At 63.3% G+C, this 16,817-nt stretch carries 17 protein-coding genes; 9 read left to right on the top strand and 8 right to left on the bottom strand.

The genetic code is table 11. The annotated features are described in order from the left end of the window. Positions 1-20: 20 nt before the first annotated feature. Together AC0L3E_RS22080 and AC0L3E_RS22075 are read left to right on the top strand one after the other, a co-directional pair. Positions 21-947 carry an ABC transporter ATP-binding protein gene (locus tag AC0L3E_RS22080; RefSeq protein ID WP_127268578.1) on the top strand — a complete coding sequence of 309 codons (927 nt, stop codon included), beginning with the start codon at positions 21-23 and terminating at the stop codon, positions 945-947. Beyond that, positions 944-1,705: an ABC transporter permease gene (locus tag AC0L3E_RS22075; RefSeq protein ID WP_127268577.1), complete on the top strand. Its 762-nt coding sequence runs from the start codon at positions 944-946 to the stop codon at positions 1,703-1,705. The genes AC0L3E_RS22080 and AC0L3E_RS22075 overlap by 4 nt, the downstream gene beginning before the upstream one ends. A 192-nt stretch (positions 1,706-1,897) precedes the next feature. Here the strand turns inward: AC0L3E_RS22075 and AC0L3E_RS22070 are convergent, their stop codons facing one another. Further along, positions 1,898-2,935: a phosphatidylglycerol lysyltransferase domain-containing protein gene (locus AC0L3E_RS22070; protein WP_473605602.1), complete on the bottom strand. Its 1,038-nt coding sequence runs from the start codon at positions 2,933-2,935 to the stop codon at positions 1,898-1,900. A 352-nt stretch (positions 2,936-3,287) separates the two neighbouring features. Between AC0L3E_RS22070 and AC0L3E_RS22065 the strand changes: the two genes are divergently transcribed. After that, the gene (locus AC0L3E_RS22065; RefSeq protein ID WP_473605601.1) at positions 3,288-4,478 is read left to right on the top strand and encodes a flavin-containing monooxygenase; all 1,191 of its coding nucleotides are present in this window, start codon (positions 3,288-3,290) and stop codon (positions 4,476-4,478) included. On the opposite strand, the gene AC0L3E_RS22060 is transcribed toward AC0L3E_RS22065, so the two are convergent. Continuing rightward, entirely contained in the window at positions 4,470-4,694 is a 225-nt protein-coding gene (locus tag AC0L3E_RS22060) for a hypothetical protein (protein WP_013528677.1), read from the bottom strand. The two genes, AC0L3E_RS22065 and AC0L3E_RS22060, sit on opposite strands and share 9 nt — an antisense overlap. A 139-nt stretch (positions 4,695-4,833) precedes the next feature. Further along, positions 4,834-6,837, bottom strand: coding sequence for a PhoX family protein (locus tag AC0L3E_RS22055; protein ID WP_473563863.1), 2,004 nt, complete (start codon positions 6,835-6,837; stop codon positions 4,834-4,836). A 560-nt stretch (positions 6,838-7,397) separates the two neighbouring features. Between AC0L3E_RS22055 and AC0L3E_RS22050 the strand changes: the two genes are divergently transcribed. Next, complete coding sequence (locus AC0L3E_RS22050) at positions 7,398-7,868, top strand: hypothetical protein (protein WP_473605610.1); 471 nt, start codon at positions 7,398-7,400, stop codon at positions 7,866-7,868. A gap of 280 nt (positions 7,869-8,148) precedes the next feature. Here AC0L3E_RS22050 and AC0L3E_RS22045 read toward each other — a convergent pair whose 3' ends face one another. Beyond that, positions 8,149-8,808, bottom strand: a complete 660-nt coding sequence (locus tag AC0L3E_RS22045) for a response regulator (protein WP_023813468.1) — start codon at positions 8,806-8,808, stop codon at positions 8,149-8,151. Next, positions 8,805-10,199, bottom strand: a complete 1,395-nt coding sequence (locus tag AC0L3E_RS22040; RefSeq protein ID WP_127331926.1) for a sensor histidine kinase — start codon at positions 10,197-10,199, stop codon at positions 8,805-8,807. Before AC0L3E_RS22040 ends, AC0L3E_RS22045 begins: the two co-directional genes overlap by 4 nt. Before the next feature lie 172 nt (positions 10,200-10,371). On the opposite strand from AC0L3E_RS22040, the gene AC0L3E_RS22035 reads away from it, so the two are divergent. From AC0L3E_RS22035 to AC0L3E_RS22015, 5 genes are all read left to right on the top strand, one after another. Then, entirely contained in the window at positions 10,372-10,713 is a 342-nt protein-coding gene (locus tag AC0L3E_RS22035) for a hypothetical protein (protein WP_013528672.1), read from the top strand. A 14-nt stretch (positions 10,714-10,727) separates the two neighbouring features. Continuing rightward, entirely contained in the window at positions 10,728-11,447 is a 720-nt protein-coding gene (locus AC0L3E_RS22030; protein WP_127267185.1) for a phosphatase PAP2 family protein, read from the top strand. 245 nt (positions 11,448-11,692) lie between these two features. After that, a complete protein-coding gene (locus tag AC0L3E_RS22025; RefSeq protein WP_127267184.1) occupies positions 11,693-11,971 on the top strand; it encodes a helix-turn-helix domain-containing protein in 279 nt (92 codons plus the stop codon). Between the two features lie 69 nt (positions 11,972-12,040). Next, positions 12,041-13,774, top strand: coding sequence for a SulP family inorganic anion transporter (locus AC0L3E_RS22020; RefSeq protein ID WP_128307098.1), 1,734 nt, complete (start codon positions 12,041-12,043; stop codon positions 13,772-13,774). 339 nt (positions 13,775-14,113) lie between these two features. Continuing rightward, complete coding sequence (locus tag AC0L3E_RS22015; RefSeq protein ID WP_127320693.1) at positions 14,114-15,490, top strand: adenylate/guanylate cyclase domain-containing protein; 1,377 nt, start codon at positions 14,114-14,116, stop codon at positions 15,488-15,490. A 128-nt stretch (positions 15,491-15,618) separates the two neighbouring features. Here AC0L3E_RS22015 and AC0L3E_RS22010 read toward each other — a convergent pair whose 3' ends face one another. The 3 genes from AC0L3E_RS22010 to AC0L3E_RS22000 form a co-directional block, all read right to left on the bottom strand. Further along, positions 15,619-15,774, bottom strand: a complete 156-nt coding sequence (locus AC0L3E_RS22010; RefSeq protein WP_164898445.1) for a hypothetical protein — start codon at positions 15,772-15,774, stop codon at positions 15,619-15,621. A gap of 184 nt (positions 15,775-15,958) precedes the next feature. Continuing rightward, complete coding sequence (locus AC0L3E_RS22005) at positions 15,959-16,477, bottom strand: hypothetical protein (RefSeq protein WP_128307096.1); 519 nt, start codon at positions 16,475-16,477, stop codon at positions 15,959-15,961. Further along, positions 16,470-16,814, bottom strand: coding sequence for a hypothetical protein (locus tag AC0L3E_RS22000; protein WP_128307095.1), 345 nt, complete (start codon positions 16,812-16,814; stop codon positions 16,470-16,472). The genes AC0L3E_RS22005 and AC0L3E_RS22000 overlap by 8 nt, the downstream gene beginning before the upstream one ends. Between the last annotated feature and the right edge of the window lie 3 nt (positions 16,815-16,817).

The following is a 16,817-nucleotide window of genomic DNA, read 5'->3' as shown; positions in this document are numbered from 1 at the left end:
TCAAGCAGCCGTTTTCATCCATGCCTTCCATCCTGTCCATTTCCGGGGTCTCCAAGACCTACGCCACCGGTTTCACCGCGCTCAAGGAAGTCAATCTCGACATTCAGCGCGGCGAGATCTTCGCGCTGCTTGGACCCAATGGCGCCGGCAAGACGACGCTGATCTCGATCGTCTGCGGCATCGTCAACCGTTCGTCGGGCACCGTCACCGTCGACGGCCACGACATCAACAAGGATTATCGCGCCGCGCGCGGTCTGATCGGGCTGGTGCCGCAGGAACTGACCATCGACGCCTTCGAGAGCGTCTGGGCGACGGTCAATTACAGCCGTGGCCTGTTCGGCAAGCCGGCCAACCCCGGCTTTGTCGAGAAGGTGCTGCGCGACCTGTCGCTGTGGGACAAGAAGGACGCCAAGGCGATCACCCTGTCGGGCGGCATGAAGCGCCGGCTGATGATCGCCAAGGCGCTGTCGCATGAGCCGCGCATCCTGTTCCTCGACGAGCCGACCGCCGGCGTCGACGTCGAGCTGCGCCAGGACATGTGGGCGATGGTGCGCCGGCTGCGCGAGGACGGCGTCACCATCATCCTCACCACGCATTATATCGAGGAAGCCGAGGCGATGGCCGACCGGGTCGGCGTCATCAACCGCGGCGAGATCATCCTGGTCGAGAACAAGGCCGAACTGATGCGCAAGCTCGGCCGCAAGCGGCTGGTGCTGGAACTGCGCAATCCGCTGACGGCCATTCCCGAGGCGCTCTCGCGCTATGCGCTGGAGTTGTCGCCCGATGGCGGGCAGCTGACCTACACCTATGACAATCAGGCCGAGCGGCCCGGCGTCGCCTCGTTGATGCGCGATCTCGAGGCCGGCGGCATCCAGTTCCGCGATATCGACACGCAAAACTCTTCGCTCGAGGAGATCTTCGTCAATCTGGTGAGGAGGGAACCATGAACCTTCGCGCCGTATGGGCGATCTATCGGATGGAAATGGCGCGTGCTTTCCGCACCGTGCTGCAGAGCATCGTCTCGCCGGTCATCTCGACATCGCTGTATTTCGTCGTCTTCGGCTCGGCCATCGGCTCGCGCATCACCGAGATCGACGGCATCAGTTACGGCGCCTTCATCGTGCCGGGTCTGATCATGCTGTCGCTGTTGACGCAGTCGATCTCCAACGCCTCCTTTGCCATCTACTTCCCGAAATTCGTCGGCTCGATCTACGAGCTTCTGTCGGCGCCGGTCTCCTATCTGGAGATCGTCATCGCCTATGTCGGCGGCGCCGCGACCAAGTCGATCCTTCTCGGCCTGATCATCCTGGCCACCGCCTCGCTGTTCGTGCCGCTGACCATCCTGCATCCGTTCTGGATGCTCGCCTTCCTGGTGCTGACGGCGGTGACCTTCAGCCTGTTCGGCTTCATCATCGGCATCTGGGCGAAGAGTTTCGAGCAGCTGCAGCTGGTGCCGCTGTTGATCATTACGCCGCTGACCTTCCTCGGCGGCAGCTTCTATTCGATCAACATGCTGCCCGAGATCTGGCGCACGGTGACGCTGTTCAATCCGGTCGTCTATCTGATCAGCGGCTTCCGCTGGAGCTTCTACGGCAAATCCGATGTCTCGGTCGGTATCAGCCTCGGCATGACGATCGTCTTTCTGCTGATCTGCATAGCGATCGTCGCCTGGATCTTCAGGACCGGCTACCGGCTCAGGAACTGAGCGGCGAAAGCGCCCTGAGCGCCGCTAGGTCTGTTGAGATTCAGGTCAGGCCGAGTCGAAAATGGTGGATTCCGAGAACCGGAGCGGAGCGTACTTTTTGTACGTGAGCTCAGTTCTACTGCGTGGCAGTAGAACTAGGGAAGCGCAGGAAGCCGCCATTTGCAGGCCGGCCTCACCTGAATATCACCAGACCTAGATCGCCTTGACCAGCCGCAGCAACCCCAGCATCTCGACATACGTCCCCTTGCGGAAGGCGATGTAGACCGGCTCCTCGACGCCGTGGAAGCGGCGCTTGAACGCCGCTTGGCCCTGCAGGTTGAACCTGCGCCGATTGACCCAGGGAGAAGAATAGGCGCGCTGGAAGGCATTGCGCCAGAAATCGCTTTCGGCAAATCCGCTCGGGCCCACATCGACGAGCGGCGACAGGCCGAGCGTGACCACCGAGATGCCCTCTTCGCGAAAACGGTCAACGGCGAACTTGGTCAGGCCGATCTCGGCATGCGGTGAGGCGTCGAGATGCTTGCGCTTGAAGGCGGTGGTGTAGCCGATGACCTTGCCGTCGGCAAACAACGGGTCGAAGTCGAGCAGAGCGACCAGTTCGCCATCGGGACCGTGCAGGACGAAACGGCGCATGTCGGTGCCGAGATGGTCGGCGAAATGGCGGTTGAGAAAACCCATCTCCCAGCGCTTGACGATGCGGTCGCCGCGCCAGTTTTCCGAAAGCCGGGCGATCTCGTCGAGGTAGATCGTGCGCTTGTCCTCTTCGAACGAAAAGCCTTTCTTCAGCAGCCAGCGTTCGGAGTAGCGCACGGTCTCATTGCGCTTCCCGGAAAAATCATGCTCGGGCAGGGCGAGGCGGGTGTCGATGCCGAGGCGATTGACCTTGTATCCAAGCCCGGCCAGCACGCGCGCGGTGTCCTCGCCGACCTGCACGAACCATGGGCTGCCGGCGGTCTCGACGAAGCGCTTGATGTAATCGGCCCGACGCGCCGGAGCCGCCACCGGGTCGCCGAGCGCGAAATGGTGCTTCATCTTGGTACCGAAGGCGATGTAGCCGTCGGCGTCGCCGAAATAGGAAAGCTTGCCTTGCACGGCGGTGGAATAGGCGAGCGAGAAGTCGCCATAGCGGCGCACCAGTGCCAGGCGTTCGACATGGGTCAGCGCCTGCCGCTCGACCTCGGGCGCGGCAGCCTCAAGGATCTTGTCGAAATAGAACCGCAAGGAGGGCATGGTCGAGATTCCGCGTGCCGCCTACAGCGCCGGCCGTCCAGGACGCGCCAAGGTGCTGTAACACTTTGATTCTGCGCATAACTCGAAAATCGGACTCGATTTCGGGCATGCGCGTGGGGGATAACCGAGACCCGCCAGCCACCCAAGGCCTCGAATCAATCACATTGCCGCGACCTGATTACCGTTGATATCGCGCATATGCCATATAGAGCGCAACCGCGGCCCGGCGTGTGGCGCTAAATCGCATCGCTCGAAATTCGGCCGCGGTTTGCTGCAGGGGATCCTGCGCGCGATCAAACGGTTACAGCGTCCTGCGAGCCTTGCGGCGGGACGTCCAATGGGATTCGAGTGAATGACTGATACGACGATCAGATCGGTTGCGGATCTGCCGGCCACGGTCGAGCCGGCAATCGTTGTCGGCGCCGGTGCTGCCGGGCTGGCCGCCGCGCATGCCTTGATGAACGCCGGCGTGCCGACGGCGATCCTGGAAAAGGAAAGCCGGCTGGCCGAGCCCTGGCACCGGCGCCACCAGCAATTGCATCTCAACACCCATCGCGATCTTTCTTCGCTGCCTGGTCTCGCCTTTCCCCCTGGCACGCCCGCCTTTCCGCAAAGAATGGTCGTCATCCGCCACATGAACGATTTCCAGAAGGAGAACCGGCTGCCGGTGCAGTTTGGCGTCGCGGTCGAAGAGATCACCTTCAAGGGCGATCACTGGGCATTGCGCACCAGCGCCGGACCGCGCTTCGCCCGCAATGTCGTCATCGCTACCGGCCGCGACAGGCAGCCGTTCACGCCCGAATGGAAAGGCATGAGGGATTTCGTCGGGCGCATCATCCATTCGGCGGATTTTGGTGACGCGCAAGCCTATGCGGGCCAAAAAGTGCTGGTCGTCGGCGCCGGCAATTCGGGCTTCGATGCGCTCAATCATCTGGCCGGCATAGACACGGCCGCCATCTGGCTGTCGGCCCGCAACGGTCCCGCCCTGCTGCCCAAGCGCATCTGCAAGATCGCCGTGCACCGGCTTTCGCCGATCATGGCGCGCTTGCCGTTGCGGCTCGCCGATGCGGTGATGGCGGCAACGCAGCGGCTGGTTTTCGGCGACCTGACCAAATTCGGTCTGCCGCCCGCGCCTGCGGGCGGCGCCAGCCGCCTGAGCTCGGATTACACCGCGATCGCGGCCGACGACGGCGCCGTCGGCGCCATCAAGGCCGGCAAGATCACCGTCGTGCCGGGCATACGGGAATTCACCCGCGATGGCGTGATCCTGGCCAATGGCAGCCTGATCCATCCCGATGTCGTCATTGCCGCGACAGGCTACCGCACCGGGCTGGAGCCCATGGTCGGCAAGCTCGGCGTGCTCGACGCCAAGGGCGTTCCGCTCTTCAACGGTGGCGAAGCCGATCCAAAATTGCCCGGTCTGTGGTTCACCGGCATGCGGCCAAGCATTCGCGGCTGCTTCGCCAATGCCGGCATCCTGGCCAAGGCGATCGCCAAACGAATTGCAGGGTCGGCCTCGCACCAATCCAGCGCATCACGCTGATTTCGGTTCCAGCCGCCGGAAACCGACGGCTTCCATCAGCATGTCCTCTTCCACCATGCCGGCATTGTGCAAGGCGAGCAGGTTAAGCGCGATTTCCCGCGCGTCGGCGGAATCGGGATGTGCCTCGCGCCGCCGGCAGGCCTCGTCGAACACGCGCTGCAGCTTGGCGATATCGGCTGGCTTGAGCAAGCCACGGTCATAGACGGACTTCGACATGGCGATCTCCTGATAAAGACCTAGAGCGCCACGTTTAAATTGCCAATCTTTCCCGAGGCTTGACGGATTTCACGCAAAAAAGGGAGGGACTTCGGGTCGCCGAAGTCCCTCCCTTGAGATTGCAAACGAGTACCTGATATCAGACCGCGATCTTGCCGCCGCCCTGTTTGGTGATGGCGACGACCGACGGCCGCACCGGCATGTCGGGCTTGAAGTCGGGCCAGCGCGTCGACAGGTCCTCATAGTAGGACGGGCGCCCGAACGCTTCCCAGTCCTCTCCGCCGTCGCCCGGATGCTGGACGGCGACGAAGGCGGTCTGGTCGTCGGGCGCAAACAGCGGACCGCACATTTCGGCGCCGATCGGCACGCGGAAGAACAGTTTCGAGGTCGCCCGCGCGGCCCCCTCCGTGTCCACCGCCCATAAGCCATCGGTGCGGCCGGTGGCTTTCGGACCCTGGCCGTCGGTCGCGACCCAGAGACGCCCGGCCGAATCGACCGCGCAATTGTCGGGCATGCCGAACCAGCCATTGGCCGTCGTTGCCGTCGAGAAGGTGGCACCGACATCGGCAACCGAGGGATCGCCGCATTTCAGCAGCACTTCCCACTTGCCCTTGGCGGCCGTGAAATCACCGCCGTCCTCGGCGATCTCGATGATGTGGCCGAAGGCGTTTTCGGCGCGCGGGTTGGCGGCGTCGACCTGGTCGGCCTTGCGCTTCGAATTGTTGGTCAGCATGACATAGACCTTGCCGTTGACGCCATTGGGCTGAATGTCTTCCGGGCGGTCCATCTTGGTGGCGCCGAGCAGGTCGGCGGCGCGGCGCGTCTCGATCAGCACGTCGGCCTGCCCAGTGAAACCGTTTTCAGCCGTCAGCGGCCCCTGGCCGAACACGATCGGCAGCCATTCGACCGTGCCGTCTTCGGCGAACCTGGCGACATGCAGCGTGCCATCGTCGAGCAGGTCCTTGTTGGCGGCACGGTCGTTCGGATTGAACGCGGCCCTGGTCACGAATTTGTAGACGTAGTCGAAGCGCTCGTCGTCACCGAGATAGAAGACGACGCGGCCGTCCTTGGCGACGATCGATTCGGCGCCCTCATGCTTGAAGCGGCCCATGGCGGTGCGCTTCCTCGGCGTCGAGGTCGGGTCGTTGACATCGACCTCGACGATCCAGCCGAAGCGGTTGGCTTCGTTGGGTTCCTTGGCGAGGTCGAAACGCTCGTAATGCGCCGCCCATTCATAGGCGCCTTCGGGAATGCCGAGACGCTTGTAGTTCGCGGCTTCCTTGTGGTCTTCCGGCAGCTCGCCGGAAAAATAGCCATGGATGTTCTCCTCGGCCATCACATAGGTGCCCCAGGGCGTGACGCCGCCGGCGCAATTGTTGACGGTGCCGAAAACCTTGGTGCCGGACGGATCGGCTTTGGTCTTGACGCGGTCATGGCCGGCAACGGGGCCGGACAGCGCCATTTCGGTGTTGGCGGTGATGCGGCGATTGAGCTTGCCGTCGCGCACCACCTGCCATTTGCCACCGTCCTTGCGGATCTCGACGATGGTGCCGCCATGGGCGGCCATCTCGACATCGACCTGCTCCTTCGAGAGGGGCGCGACTTCGGCCGACTTCTTGCCGTCCTTTTCGACGATCTTCACGATGCCCGGGAACATCAGATGCGGATTGGTGTATTCGTGGTTGACCACCAGCAGGCCATGTTCGGCCGAGCCGTCGATCGGGATGTAGCCGACATAGTCATTGTTGTAGCCAAACTGTTTCGCCTGGGCCTCGGCCGACTGTTTCGTCGGGTCGAAGTCGGGCGAATCGGCAAAAAGCGGATCGCCCCAGCGCAGCAGGACATCGGCATCGTAACCCGGCGCGACATGGTGCTTGTCGTCGATACCGGCCTCGAGTTCGTCGAACGCGAAGGCGGAGCCTTCCGCTGCCCTGGCCTCGTCGGCGCTGATCAGCGCCAGCGGGCTGACGGTGGCGGCGATGGCCGAGACGGCCAGCGAGCCCTTGAGGAAGCCGCGGCGCGAGAACCGCGCGGCGATGATCTCGCCCATGGTGCGGTTGTCGGAGGCATTGATGGCCGGGCCGTCGTTTTCCTCGAGCAGGCTGGTGCGGAATCGGGTGTCGGGGGAGCGAAGGTCAGTCATGGTGGCTTGCCTCTGGCTGTTGGGTGGCTGGAGCGTGGGGTACCTGTTTGACCCCCCTTATAATCGCCGGGTCACATTTTCGTGACATTGGGGGACCTTTCAGACGCGACTGGCATTACGCGCAGCGCTGGCTCAGCCTTCCCGAAGGCCGTGAACTGCTCCGGAATCGTCTTTTCGAGATGAAGGAGACCTTCGGCGGCATGTTTCTCCGCGCATCCTGCAACGGCGCATGACGTCAGTCTTGCAAACGGATCAACGGACAAAGCCGGCTCGACAAAGTCACCTCCGCCGCCCCCGGCGGAGGTGACTTGATGTTCGGCGTCTGCCGTCGTCAGGCGTAGGGAAAGCGAGTCTCCCATTTAGCGATGGCGGTCGCGGCGCCGTTCATGCGAAGCTAATGTAGCATACGCTTGGGACTTTAGTCCAATCTTGCGCTTGCAATGGTCCTAGTTGACAACCGCAACGGTCGGAGGTCGCTTCCGGGCGCCGCGTCTTTCGGCAATGTTGTTGCACTGCAACGTTGGGGTGGAGCGCGCCGGGCTCAGTCGTCGGAGATCAAAATGCACAGATCGGTCACGACCCGTTGTTGCCGGCTGGCGCTCAAATCGGCAGCGGCGCTGGCGTTGACGATTGCTCCCTACCAAATTGTCCTGGACGGCTCCGTTCCCGGCATCCACACCGCCGGCGCATACGCCAAGGGTGACGGTAACAGCGGTGGTGGCGGCGGCAACGGCGGCAATTCCGGCGGCGGCAATGGAGGGAACAGCGGCGGGAATAGCGGGAATGGCAACAGCGGCAATAACGGCAACAGCGGCAAATCGGGATCCAATCAGGGTAAGAGCGGAAGCCATGTCAATGCAAAGACCGGTGACAAGGTCGACGTGACCGGCAACAAGATCACGGTCCGGCATCCCGACGGCATAACGGAAAAGCTCGAGAACGGACGTTTCAGCATGAAGGACGCGCTCGGTCGCACGATCATCGACCGCCAGGCCACGCCGGCCGATGCCGATCGTCTCAAGGCCTTGTGAAGCTGGCCAACAGGCAACGGTCAGCTTTGCACGTCACCTCCGCCGCCCCCCGGCGGAGGTGACATCGTTTTGGCGGTGCCACGCCGGTCCCGAGGCGCGACGCGCTTTGCGCGGTCCGCACCTTGCGGAGGCACGCAACCGTTCAATTATTGTTTTTCGCAATCCGGATGATTTCAGGTCGAAGCGGCCTGAAAACTGAATCCGCCTCTAAATCAAAGAGATAGAGCATGATGTCTTCCGAAAACCGCTTCACACCTTTCGGCATCATGCTCTCGTTGCTCTAGGAAGGCCTGTCGCGGTCGCGCAACTCACGCATCATCAAGGCCGCTTCGGTGCGGTTTCGCACATTGAGCTTCGACAGCACCCCGGTCATGTGATGCTTGACGGTCTTCTCCTGCAGCTCAAGCCGCAAGGCGACTTCCTTGTTGCTCAGCCCCTCCGCCACCAGCCGCAGGATTTCCGTCTGCCGATCGGTGAGCTGCCGCAGCCGTTCCGCAATGCCGTCGGTCGGCTGCTGGGACTGGAGATCCGAAAGCAGCCGGGCCGACAGCGTCGGCGACAGATAGCTTTCGCCGGCTGCAACATTGCGCAGGATGTCGGCGAGCCCGCGCGACCCGACGCCTTTGAGGACATAGCCATTCACCCCTGCGTTCAGCGCCTTTGTCACATCGGCGTTGGCCTCCGAAACGGTCAGCATGACGATCTTCTGGGCCGGATGGCTGGCGAGGATGCTTGCGACGGCGGTCAGCCCGCCGCCCGGCATGGAGATATCGAGCAGCAAGATGTCGGGCCGCACCGTCGTGGCGAGGCGTTCGGCATCCTGCGCCGTGGCGCCCTCGCCAACCATCTCGAAGCCTCCGATCTCCGACAGGCTGCGCGTCACACCTTCGCGAAAGAGGGGGTGATCGTCGACAATGGCGATGCGAATGGTCCCAGTCATGCTTGCTCCTCGACCGATAGACGGATCACCAAACGCGTACCTTGCGGCCCGGTCAAGGTTTCGAACTGTCCGCCAATGCTTTCGACCCGCTCCCTGAGGCCGGCGAGGCCGAGACCCTCGACCCGTGCCGCCGGATCGAAACCGGGCCCGCCGTCCGACACTTCGACAAAAAGCCGGCCACCTTTCATCCCCGCACTCACCGCCTGATCCTTGCCCAACCCGTGGCGATAGGCATTGTTCAGCCCTTCCTGGACGAAACGATAGATGCTGATCTTCTCGGAGGCGCCGGGCTCCGGCAACTGTCCGGTCAGCGTCAGCGTCACCGACGTTCCCGTCCTCTGCTCGTGTTCCTTGACCGCCAGCCGCAGAATGTCGGTTGCGGCAGCCGTCTCGATCTGCGGCAAAACAAGGCCGGTGCAGATGCCGCGTATTTCGCGCATCGCGTCCTCCAGTGTCTTGCGGATCATTGCGACCTCGGTCGAACGGCTTACGCTCGAATGGCCATCGCTGGAAAAAATAGGGCTGTCCATGCGCAGCGCCGCCAGTGCCACGAGTTGGGCCGGGCCGTCATGGAGGTCGGCGCCGATCCGGCGCAGATATCTTTCGTTGAGCGCGGTGGCGCGGCGGGACGCCCGTTGCACGCGCAGCCGCAAGGCACTGTTTTGCGCCACCAGACCCTGCAGCTCCGAGACCTGGCGGCGCAGTGCCCCACGCTGATCGTCGATGGTGCGGCTGCCGCGCAGGACGATGCCCGACAGGAGCAGGAATGCCGCGAGCGTCGCGCCGGCCACGATCAGCCAGCTCGACCACAGGGCGGACGCCAGGGTGGCCTGGAAATCGTCGGCGATCTCATAAAACTCGGTGACCGCCACCACCTCGCCGGACCAGGGCTCGCGCACGGGATTGTAGATCTCCAGCAATGGCAAGCCGGTAGCCTTCTCCTCACGTTCATCATCATCGAATGTATTGAATTCAGCGACGACATTGCCTTCGAAGGCGGAACGCAGATTGTCGCTCGGACCGAAGCGGCGGCCGATCAGGGACGCCTCCTTAGCGTAGAGAACCGTGCCGTCGCGGCGCCAGAGCACGAACGATTGGAGGCGCTTGCCGAGCGCGCCCTGGCCAAGCGTCTCGTCCAGCGCCTGCTTGACGGACTCGCTGAGCTCCTGGTCCTTGCGCAAGTCGGGAAGCAGCGGCGCAATCACGCTGTCGACATAGAGCGCCGTCGTGGCGGCCGAATTGCGGATGACGCCGTCCCGGATCTGCGCCGTCACCCAGGTGCCCACCACCAACATGACGGCCAGCAGGCCAAAGCCGCCGGCAACGACGAATTGCAGGGCAAGGGAAAGCTCGCTCCAGCGCCGCATCAGGTTTTGAAAACTGCGAATCATGAGCCCCTGACCGCCCTTCGAACCGACAGATTGGGCGATGTTAGTACATTGAGCTTCCGGCTTGCCATTGCCAAGGGCTTCGTTTGGTCGAGGTCGCTTGACGTCCCGGCGCGCTTGGGAAACAACGTCCGCGACGCACGCGGCGGGAGCCGCTCCGAGAGGGGACGAAACGTTGAGTTTTTCGGGATTGCTGCAGCTCGGCTTTTCGACGGTCATTTTCCTGCTGGCGGCGACAGCCGCCAAGCAATGGGGCCTTGCGCCGAGCCTTGGCAAGATAGCGCTGACGCTGGCGCTCTATTCGCTGGGCAATCTGATCATGCTGCGGCTGATCCGCGAATTCGGCATGTCGGTGTCGTTCAGCCTTTCCGCCGTCATCCAGCTGGTCTCCGTGAACGTCGTGGCGCTGGTCTTCTTCGGCGAGCGCGTCAATGCGCTGCAGGCGACCGGCATCATGCTGGCGATCGCAGCGGTGGCGCTGATCACGCTGGGACCCTATCTGCAAGGCCGGCTGTAACGGGCGAATTGCCGATGAAGAACGCCGCGAACGCTTTGCTCAACCGGGTCGAATTCCCGGTGCTGCTGGCCGGCCTGGTCATCGCCGCCGGCCTGTGGGGATTCGAGGAGCTGATGGAGATTGCGCGCGCCACCACGCCGCACGCCTTCGACACCGAGATCCTGCTCGCCTTCCGCCAGGCGGGGCGCCCTGACAGCCCGATCGGCCCGCTGTGGCTGCAAGGGGCGATGCGCGACATCACAAGTCTTGGCAGCGGCAGCGTGTTGGTGCTGATCGTGACGGCGGTAATCGTCTATCTCCTGCTTATCCGCAGGCCGGCGACCGCCCTTTTCATCTTCGTGGCGGTGGCCGGCGGTCAGGTGCTGTCGAGCCTGCTGAAAGCCGGCATCGACCGGCCGCGCCCCGAACTCGTCTCGCATCTCGTCAACGAAACGACGCTGTCTTTTCCGAGCGGCCACGCCATGCTGTCGGCCGTGACCTATCTGACGCTCGGCGCGCTGGCGGCACGCTTCCTGCCCGGTCGAACGACGAAGATCTATGTGCTGTCGCTGGCGGTGCTGACGACGCTGCTGGTCGGCATCAGCCGCATCTATCTTGGCGTCCACTGGCCATCGGATGTGCTTGCCGGCTGGTGCGCCGGCTTCGTCTGGGCGATGCTGTGCTGGCTCGCTGCCCGGGCGTGGCAGCGATGGCGCGGGCAGCGCCTGAACGGCGACAGCGAGACTGGAGACTAGATCAGCCGGTCGATCAGCCCGTGCCCGCAGCCCACCGACAGCAAGGCCGCCCAGGTCATGAAGGTCTTGAAGAATTCAACCGCGTTACCCCCTGCCTAGATGGACACCCTAGGCACAATCCCGGGAAGTATCTGAATGATCGGTCAGCCGCCCCTTTACGCCTCAGACGTTCATCTTAATGCTTGAAACATCACAATGATGGTATTATACCTTATTCCTGCAGACTCAGACGGGGATTCCGGCCGATGATCACTGCCGCGCAGATGCGCGCCGCAAGGGCGCTGGCCGGCATCGATCAGAAGACGCTCGCCGAGCGCGCCGGCGTTTCGCTTCCAACCATCCAGCGCATGGAGGCGAGCGATGGCGTGGTCAGGGGCGTGGTCGACACGCTGATGAAGGTCATCCAGGCTCTCGACGAGGCCGGGGTGGAGCTGATCGGCGAGAACCAGACCAGCGAGCGCGGCGGCCGGGGCGTGCGCCTCAAGGCTGCCGTGCCGCGGGATCCCAAGGCTGAGCCGGCATAAAGTCGCGACGGCGACCGCCGACAGCCCTGCCGACGATCCCGCCGCCTTTCAGGGTGCGAAAGGCAGTCCATGGATCAGACGCAGCGGGCTGTGCATCAACCGGCCCACAGGTCAGCCCATCGGCCGGTAAAACCGACATTTTCCGAATTGTTCACGCCGAAGCTGGTGACGGTCTGGCGCGAGGGCTACACGTTCGCCGGCTTCAAGGCGGACGCCATTGCCGGGCTGACGGTCGCCATCGTCGCGCTGCCCTTGTCGATGGCGATTGCGATCGCCTCGGGCGTGGCTCCCGAGCGCGGCCTTTACACCTCGATCGTCGGCGGCTTCATCATTTCGGCGCTCGGCGGCAGCCGCTTCCAGATCGGTGGTCCGGCCGGCGCCTTCATCGTGCTGGTGGCCGCGACGGTTGCCCGGGTCGGCATCGATGGACTGCTGTTGGCAACGATGATGGCAGGGGTCTTCCTGCTCGCCATCGGCTATCTTCGTCTCGGCACCTACATCAAGTTCATTCCCTATCCGGTGACGGTCGGCTTCACCGCCGGCATCGCCGTCATCATCTTTTCAGGACAGATCGTCGAACTGTTCGGGCTGAAGCTTGCCGGCAGGGAGCCGGGACCGCTGGTGCCGAAGTTGATCGCGGTCGGTGAGGCGGCCGGCACCATCAATCTTGCGGCGACCTTCGTGGCGGTGTTGACCATCTTCACCATCGCCGGCCTGAAGCGCTGGCGGCCGACATGGCCTGCCATGCTCATCGCCATCGGGCTGGCATCGCTGGTCGTGGCGCTTCTCTCGCTGCCGGCGGAGACGATCGGCACTCGCTTTGGCGGCATCCCGCGTAGCCTGCAAATGCCTGCCTTGCCGCCGGTCAGCCTGGGCAGGATGATTGACGTGCTGCCGGATGCCATTGCCTTTGCCCTGCTCGGCGCGATCGAATCGCTGCTGTCGGCGGTGGTCGCCGACGGGATGACGGGCCGGCGGCATCGTTCCAACTGCGAACTGGTGGCGCAAGGCTTCGCCAACATCGCGTCCGCCCTGTTCGGCGGCATCTGCGCCACCGGCACCATCGCCCGCACCGCGACCAATGTGCGGGCCGGCGCCCACGGACCGGTTTCCGGCATTGTCCACTCAGCCATCCTGCTCGCTTTGATGCTGGTGGCGGCGCCGCTCGCCAGCTACATCCCGCTCGCCGCCCTGGCTGGCGTGCTGGCGGTCGTGTGCTGGAACATGTTCGAGAAGCAGGCCTTCGCCACCTTGCTGCGTGCCTCGCGCGGCGATGCGCTGGTGCTGATGGCGACCTTTCTGCTCGTCATCTTCCGCGATCTCACCGAAGGCATCGTCGTCGGCTTTGTGCTGGGCTCGATCCTGTTCATCGACCGCATGGCCAAGTCGATTGCGGTCGAGGCCGATCAGCCGCTGGTGCAGGAGGATGTCGCCGACAGCGCCAACGCCTACGATGCCAGCGAGGCGACCGACGCCGACACCGTGGTCTACCGCATCTCCGGCGCCTTCTTCTTCGGCGCCGCTTCGACCGTCGGCACCGTGCTCGACCGCATCGCCGACCAGCGCAAAAACTTCATCCTCGACTGCTCGGCCGTACCGTTCTTCGATTCGACGGCGGCCAACGTCATCGAGGGCGCCGCCCACAAGGCCAGGCGCGCCGGCGTCCGCTTCATCATATCAGGCGCCGCGCCGCAGATCCGGCGCATGCTGATCAACCACGGCGTGAAGCGTCCGCTGGTGACCTATGCAGCGTCGATCGAGGAGGCGCGGGCGCAGCTGAAAGGCAAGATCGAGGTGCGGTAGGGGCCGGGATTTGCCGGCCGGCGGTCGCTTGAACGTCAACTTTTTGATCTCAAGCAAGCGGGGAGCACGCTTTAGGCGAGCGGGCTCACTTTAGTCCCAGATGCAAGGAAAGTCGCTTCGCGGCGGCGTCGAATGCCACCAATCTTCGTGACCTGAACAGGGAAGCCTCCGCCTATCCTGCTTCAGCTTTCACCGTGGTCCTTTGTCCGGACATTTTACTCTTTGCAGCCGCGTTTCAAAAATGAAACCGCAATCATGGTAGAGTTCGCGCACTGATTTGCCAGTAGAAGGCGGGTTTGCCAAATGCGTGACACGTCCCCGCGAAATCGAAGTGATCCTATGCCGACCGCGCCAACACTTGAACTTCGCCGCTATTCACGGCTGAGAAATTTGCGAGAGCGCGCAGAACGCCAAGGTGCTGCATTGCAGTTCTGGGCGCGTACGGCATCGCTCGCCGTGATCTCCTGCTTCTTTTCATTAATCAGCCGCTGGGATGCCTCTCTGCTCTTCGTGCTGGCGGGCCTCATGTTGTTCCAACTCGTCGGCCTGATCCAGTTTCGCTTTGCGCGCCGTCGCAACGCGCCATGGTGGATCGGTTATCTCGTAGGCACGCTGGACATCGTTCTGTTGACCGTTCTGCTGGTAACGCCCAACCCGTTTTCCCTGGAGGTCGCGCCGGCCGCGATGCAACTGCGCGAAGGCAGCTTCAAATTCCTGTTGATTTTCGTGTGCCTTGGCGCGCTGACCCTTTCGACCCGATTGGCGCTCTATCTCGGGGCGCTCGCAGCCTTGACGTGGACGATCGGGGTGGGATGGGTGATTCTTCATGCGGGAACCGTCCTTCCGGCGACGAACCTCTATTCGCTGCCGACGACAGAGCGACTGAACCTCTATCTCAATCCCAATTTCGTCGACACATTCGCGCAGGCGACCAACGTGTTGGTTGTGCTGATTATCGGCGCGATCATGGCGTTGGTCGTCTCTCGTTCTCGACATCTGTCGGAAGACTATGTCAAGGCAGAGCGCGCCCGCGCCAATCTCGCCCGGCATTTTTCGCCAAATGTCGTCGACCAGCTCGCCGCGGATGACGAGCCCTTCGGTCCGGTCCGCCGGCAGGATATCGCGGTACTGTTCGCCGACATCGTCGGCTTCACACACTATTCCGAGGATCATCCGGCCGAAGCAGTGTTCGAACTTCTGCGTCAGTTCCACCGTCGCATGGAGCAGGTCGTTTTCGACCACCATGGCACCGTCGACAACTATATCGGCGATTGCATCATGGCCACATTCGGGGTTCCGCAAGCCAGCCATAACGACGCAACCCGAGCCATCCAGTGCGCTGAAGCGATGATCGCCGCTCTCGAAGACTGGAATGTGCAGCGGGTGTCCAGGGGATACCCGTCGCTGGACGTTCGGATCGGTGCACAATATGGCGCAGTCGTCATCGGTGCGGTCGGCAGCGAGCGCAATCTTTCCTTCGCGGTGGTGGGCGACACCGTCAACGTCGCCAGCCGTTTGCAGGCGCTTTGCCGTGAACTTCAGGCAAACATTTGCTTTGGGTCACGACTGATAGAAGCCGCGAAGGCGGAATCGCCCACGACACAGTTGAATGCGCGCGATCATGGGCCGGTGAGCATCCGCGGTCGGGATGAACCGGTCCATGTCTGGGTCGAACACAGAGCCGAAAACCAGGGTGCTGTTGCGGTTTCGGCGTGATATAGCCGCCATGTGAAACGCCTGCATCTGCCGGAAAGTTCACGCCTGAAGGCATCATGCGCTCGCAGGCACTGAGCGAGGCGTCGATGTTCCTCTATCTGCGCGATCTCGAGGAGTGCGAAATCGTCTCAGCATGATTGCATCTGGCGGCTGAGCTTGCCGCGCACGGCCCCGGCGGTGCCGACGGCGCCATTGACCGCGCCCATCATCTTCATCTGCCCGGCGGTCTCGTTCGTGCGCGCCCGGCAATCCTGCATTTTCCTGGTCGCCTCGACTGCAGCCATGGCTTCGCCAAGACCTTCCGGCGAGTCCGTCTGGCTGCAGCTGGAAGCCAGCAGGCAGATAAGCATTGCGATCGGGCTGCCCCGCCTGACACGTGCCGTGGCTGGGAAAATGCCGCGATGTTCGGCCTCGAGGCTCCCGCTCGGAGTTGCTTTTCCCGCCACCCGTTTGCTGTTGCCCAACATCCTATCGCCCCATCGCCGGGCCGAGGATGAGGCTGCGGATTTTTGGCGTCAGCGGCCTGACGACATCGGCGAAGGGGTCGCCCTCGGCCCGCAAAGCCATCAACCCTTCGACCTCTTCGTCGATGGCCGCGATGGTCTCCGTCTTCTGTGCGTCGGTCAGCTCCCTCATGCCGGATATGGCATTCCTGAGCTTGACGAAAATGGCATCGAGTTCCGCGACCGGCATCGTCGCCAGGAACCCGCGAATGGTCTCGCCAAGCGCGACCTTCCAGCTGTCGGCGGTGAAGCCGGCTGTGCCGATCAAGCCCTTGTCCGCGGCATCGCGCTCGTACCAGTCGGCGGCGATCTCCTCGTCATAGGCGAACTGACCGAATTCGGGCTGCAAGGCCTCGATCAGGCCGACGACCGCCGACGCATCCCGCGCTGTCAGCGCCAAGGCATGCGGGCTGTCGAACATCATGCCGGCAAGTGCGAGCGCGCCGGCCAGCCGGCGCATGGCTGCGAAACGCCGCTCAGCCATAACAGTCCTCCACAACGCCGGCCCGGGCACTGCTCGTCGCCTGGGACTGCAGAACCGAGCCGCCGATCGAGGCGGCCTGGCCGGCAATGACCCCACCATTGCCGGCCAGACCGCCAAGACCCCCCGCCATCGACAGGACACCGCCGAGCAGAGCCGCATTGGTCTGCGCCTTCGCCGCCTTCTTGGCGGCCTCGGCGCAGGCGGTTTCCGTCGATGGTTCGTTCCGGGCCTTGTTGCTGCCGGCCGCGCTCGCGATCGATGCCGTGTTGCTGTCGGCCTGGCCCGTTTGGCAGCCCGCCAGGGCAATGGTCAGGGCCACGAAAATGCTTTTTTTCATGGT

This window comes from Mesorhizobium sp. WSM4822 (assembly GCF_055811155.1).
This window is presented reverse-complemented; position numbering and strand designations above follow the sequence as displayed.

What these genes read in the sequence shown, in the direction of transcription:
- AC0L3E_RS22080 (WP_127268578.1), top strand. Translation starts at nt 21, where the DNA reads ATGCCTTCCATCCTGTCCATTTCCGGGGTCTCCAAGACCTACGCCACC.
- AC0L3E_RS22075 (WP_127268577.1), top strand. Translation starts at nt 944, where the DNA reads ATGAACCTTCGCGCCGTATGGGCGATCTATCGGATGGAAATGGCGCGT.
- AC0L3E_RS22070 (WP_473605602.1), bottom strand. Translation starts at nt 2,935, where the DNA reads ATGCCCTCCTTGCGGTTCTATTTCGACAAGATCCTTGAGGCTGCCGCG.
- AC0L3E_RS22065 (WP_473605601.1), top strand. Translation starts at nt 3,288, where the DNA reads ATGACTGATACGACGATCAGATCGGTTGCGGATCTGCCGGCCACGGTC.
- AC0L3E_RS22060 (WP_013528677.1), bottom strand. Translation starts at nt 4,694, where the DNA reads ATGTCGAAGTCCGTCTATGACCGTGGCTTGCTCAAGCCAGCCGATATC.
- AC0L3E_RS22055 (WP_473563863.1), bottom strand. Translation starts at nt 6,837, where the DNA reads ATGACTGACCTTCGCTCCCCCGACACCCGATTCCGCACCAGCCTGCTC.
- AC0L3E_RS22050 (WP_473605610.1), top strand. Translation starts at nt 7,398, where the DNA reads ATGCACAGATCGGTCACGACCCGTTGTTGCCGGCTGGCGCTCAAATCG.
- AC0L3E_RS22045 (WP_023813468.1), bottom strand. Translation starts at nt 8,808, where the DNA reads ATGACTGGGACCATTCGCATCGCCATTGTCGACGATCACCCCCTCTTT.
- AC0L3E_RS22040 (WP_127331926.1), bottom strand. Translation starts at nt 10,199, where the DNA reads ATGATTCGCAGTTTTCAAAACCTGATGCGGCGCTGGAGCGAGCTTTCC.
- AC0L3E_RS22030 (WP_127267185.1), top strand. Translation starts at nt 10,728, where the DNA reads ATGAAGAACGCCGCGAACGCTTTGCTCAACCGGGTCGAATTCCCGGTG.
- AC0L3E_RS22025 (WP_127267184.1), top strand. Translation starts at nt 11,693, where the DNA reads ATGATCACTGCCGCGCAGATGCGCGCCGCAAGGGCGCTGGCCGGCATC.
- AC0L3E_RS22020 (WP_128307098.1), top strand. Translation starts at nt 12,041, where the DNA reads ATGGATCAGACGCAGCGGGCTGTGCATCAACCGGCCCACAGGTCAGCC.
- AC0L3E_RS22015 (WP_127320693.1), top strand. Translation starts at nt 14,114, where the DNA reads ATGCCGACCGCGCCAACACTTGAACTTCGCCGCTATTCACGGCTGAGA.
- AC0L3E_RS22010 (WP_164898445.1), bottom strand. Translation starts at nt 15,774, where the DNA reads ATGGCTGCAGTCGAGGCGACCAGGAAAATGCAGGATTGCCGGGCGCGC.
- AC0L3E_RS22005 (WP_128307096.1), bottom strand. Translation starts at nt 16,477, where the DNA reads ATGGCTGAGCGGCGTTTCGCAGCCATGCGCCGGCTGGCCGGCGCGCTC.
- AC0L3E_RS22000 (WP_128307095.1), bottom strand. Translation starts at nt 16,814, where the DNA reads ATGAAAAAAAGCATTTTCGTGGCCCTGACCATTGCCCTGGCGGGCTGC.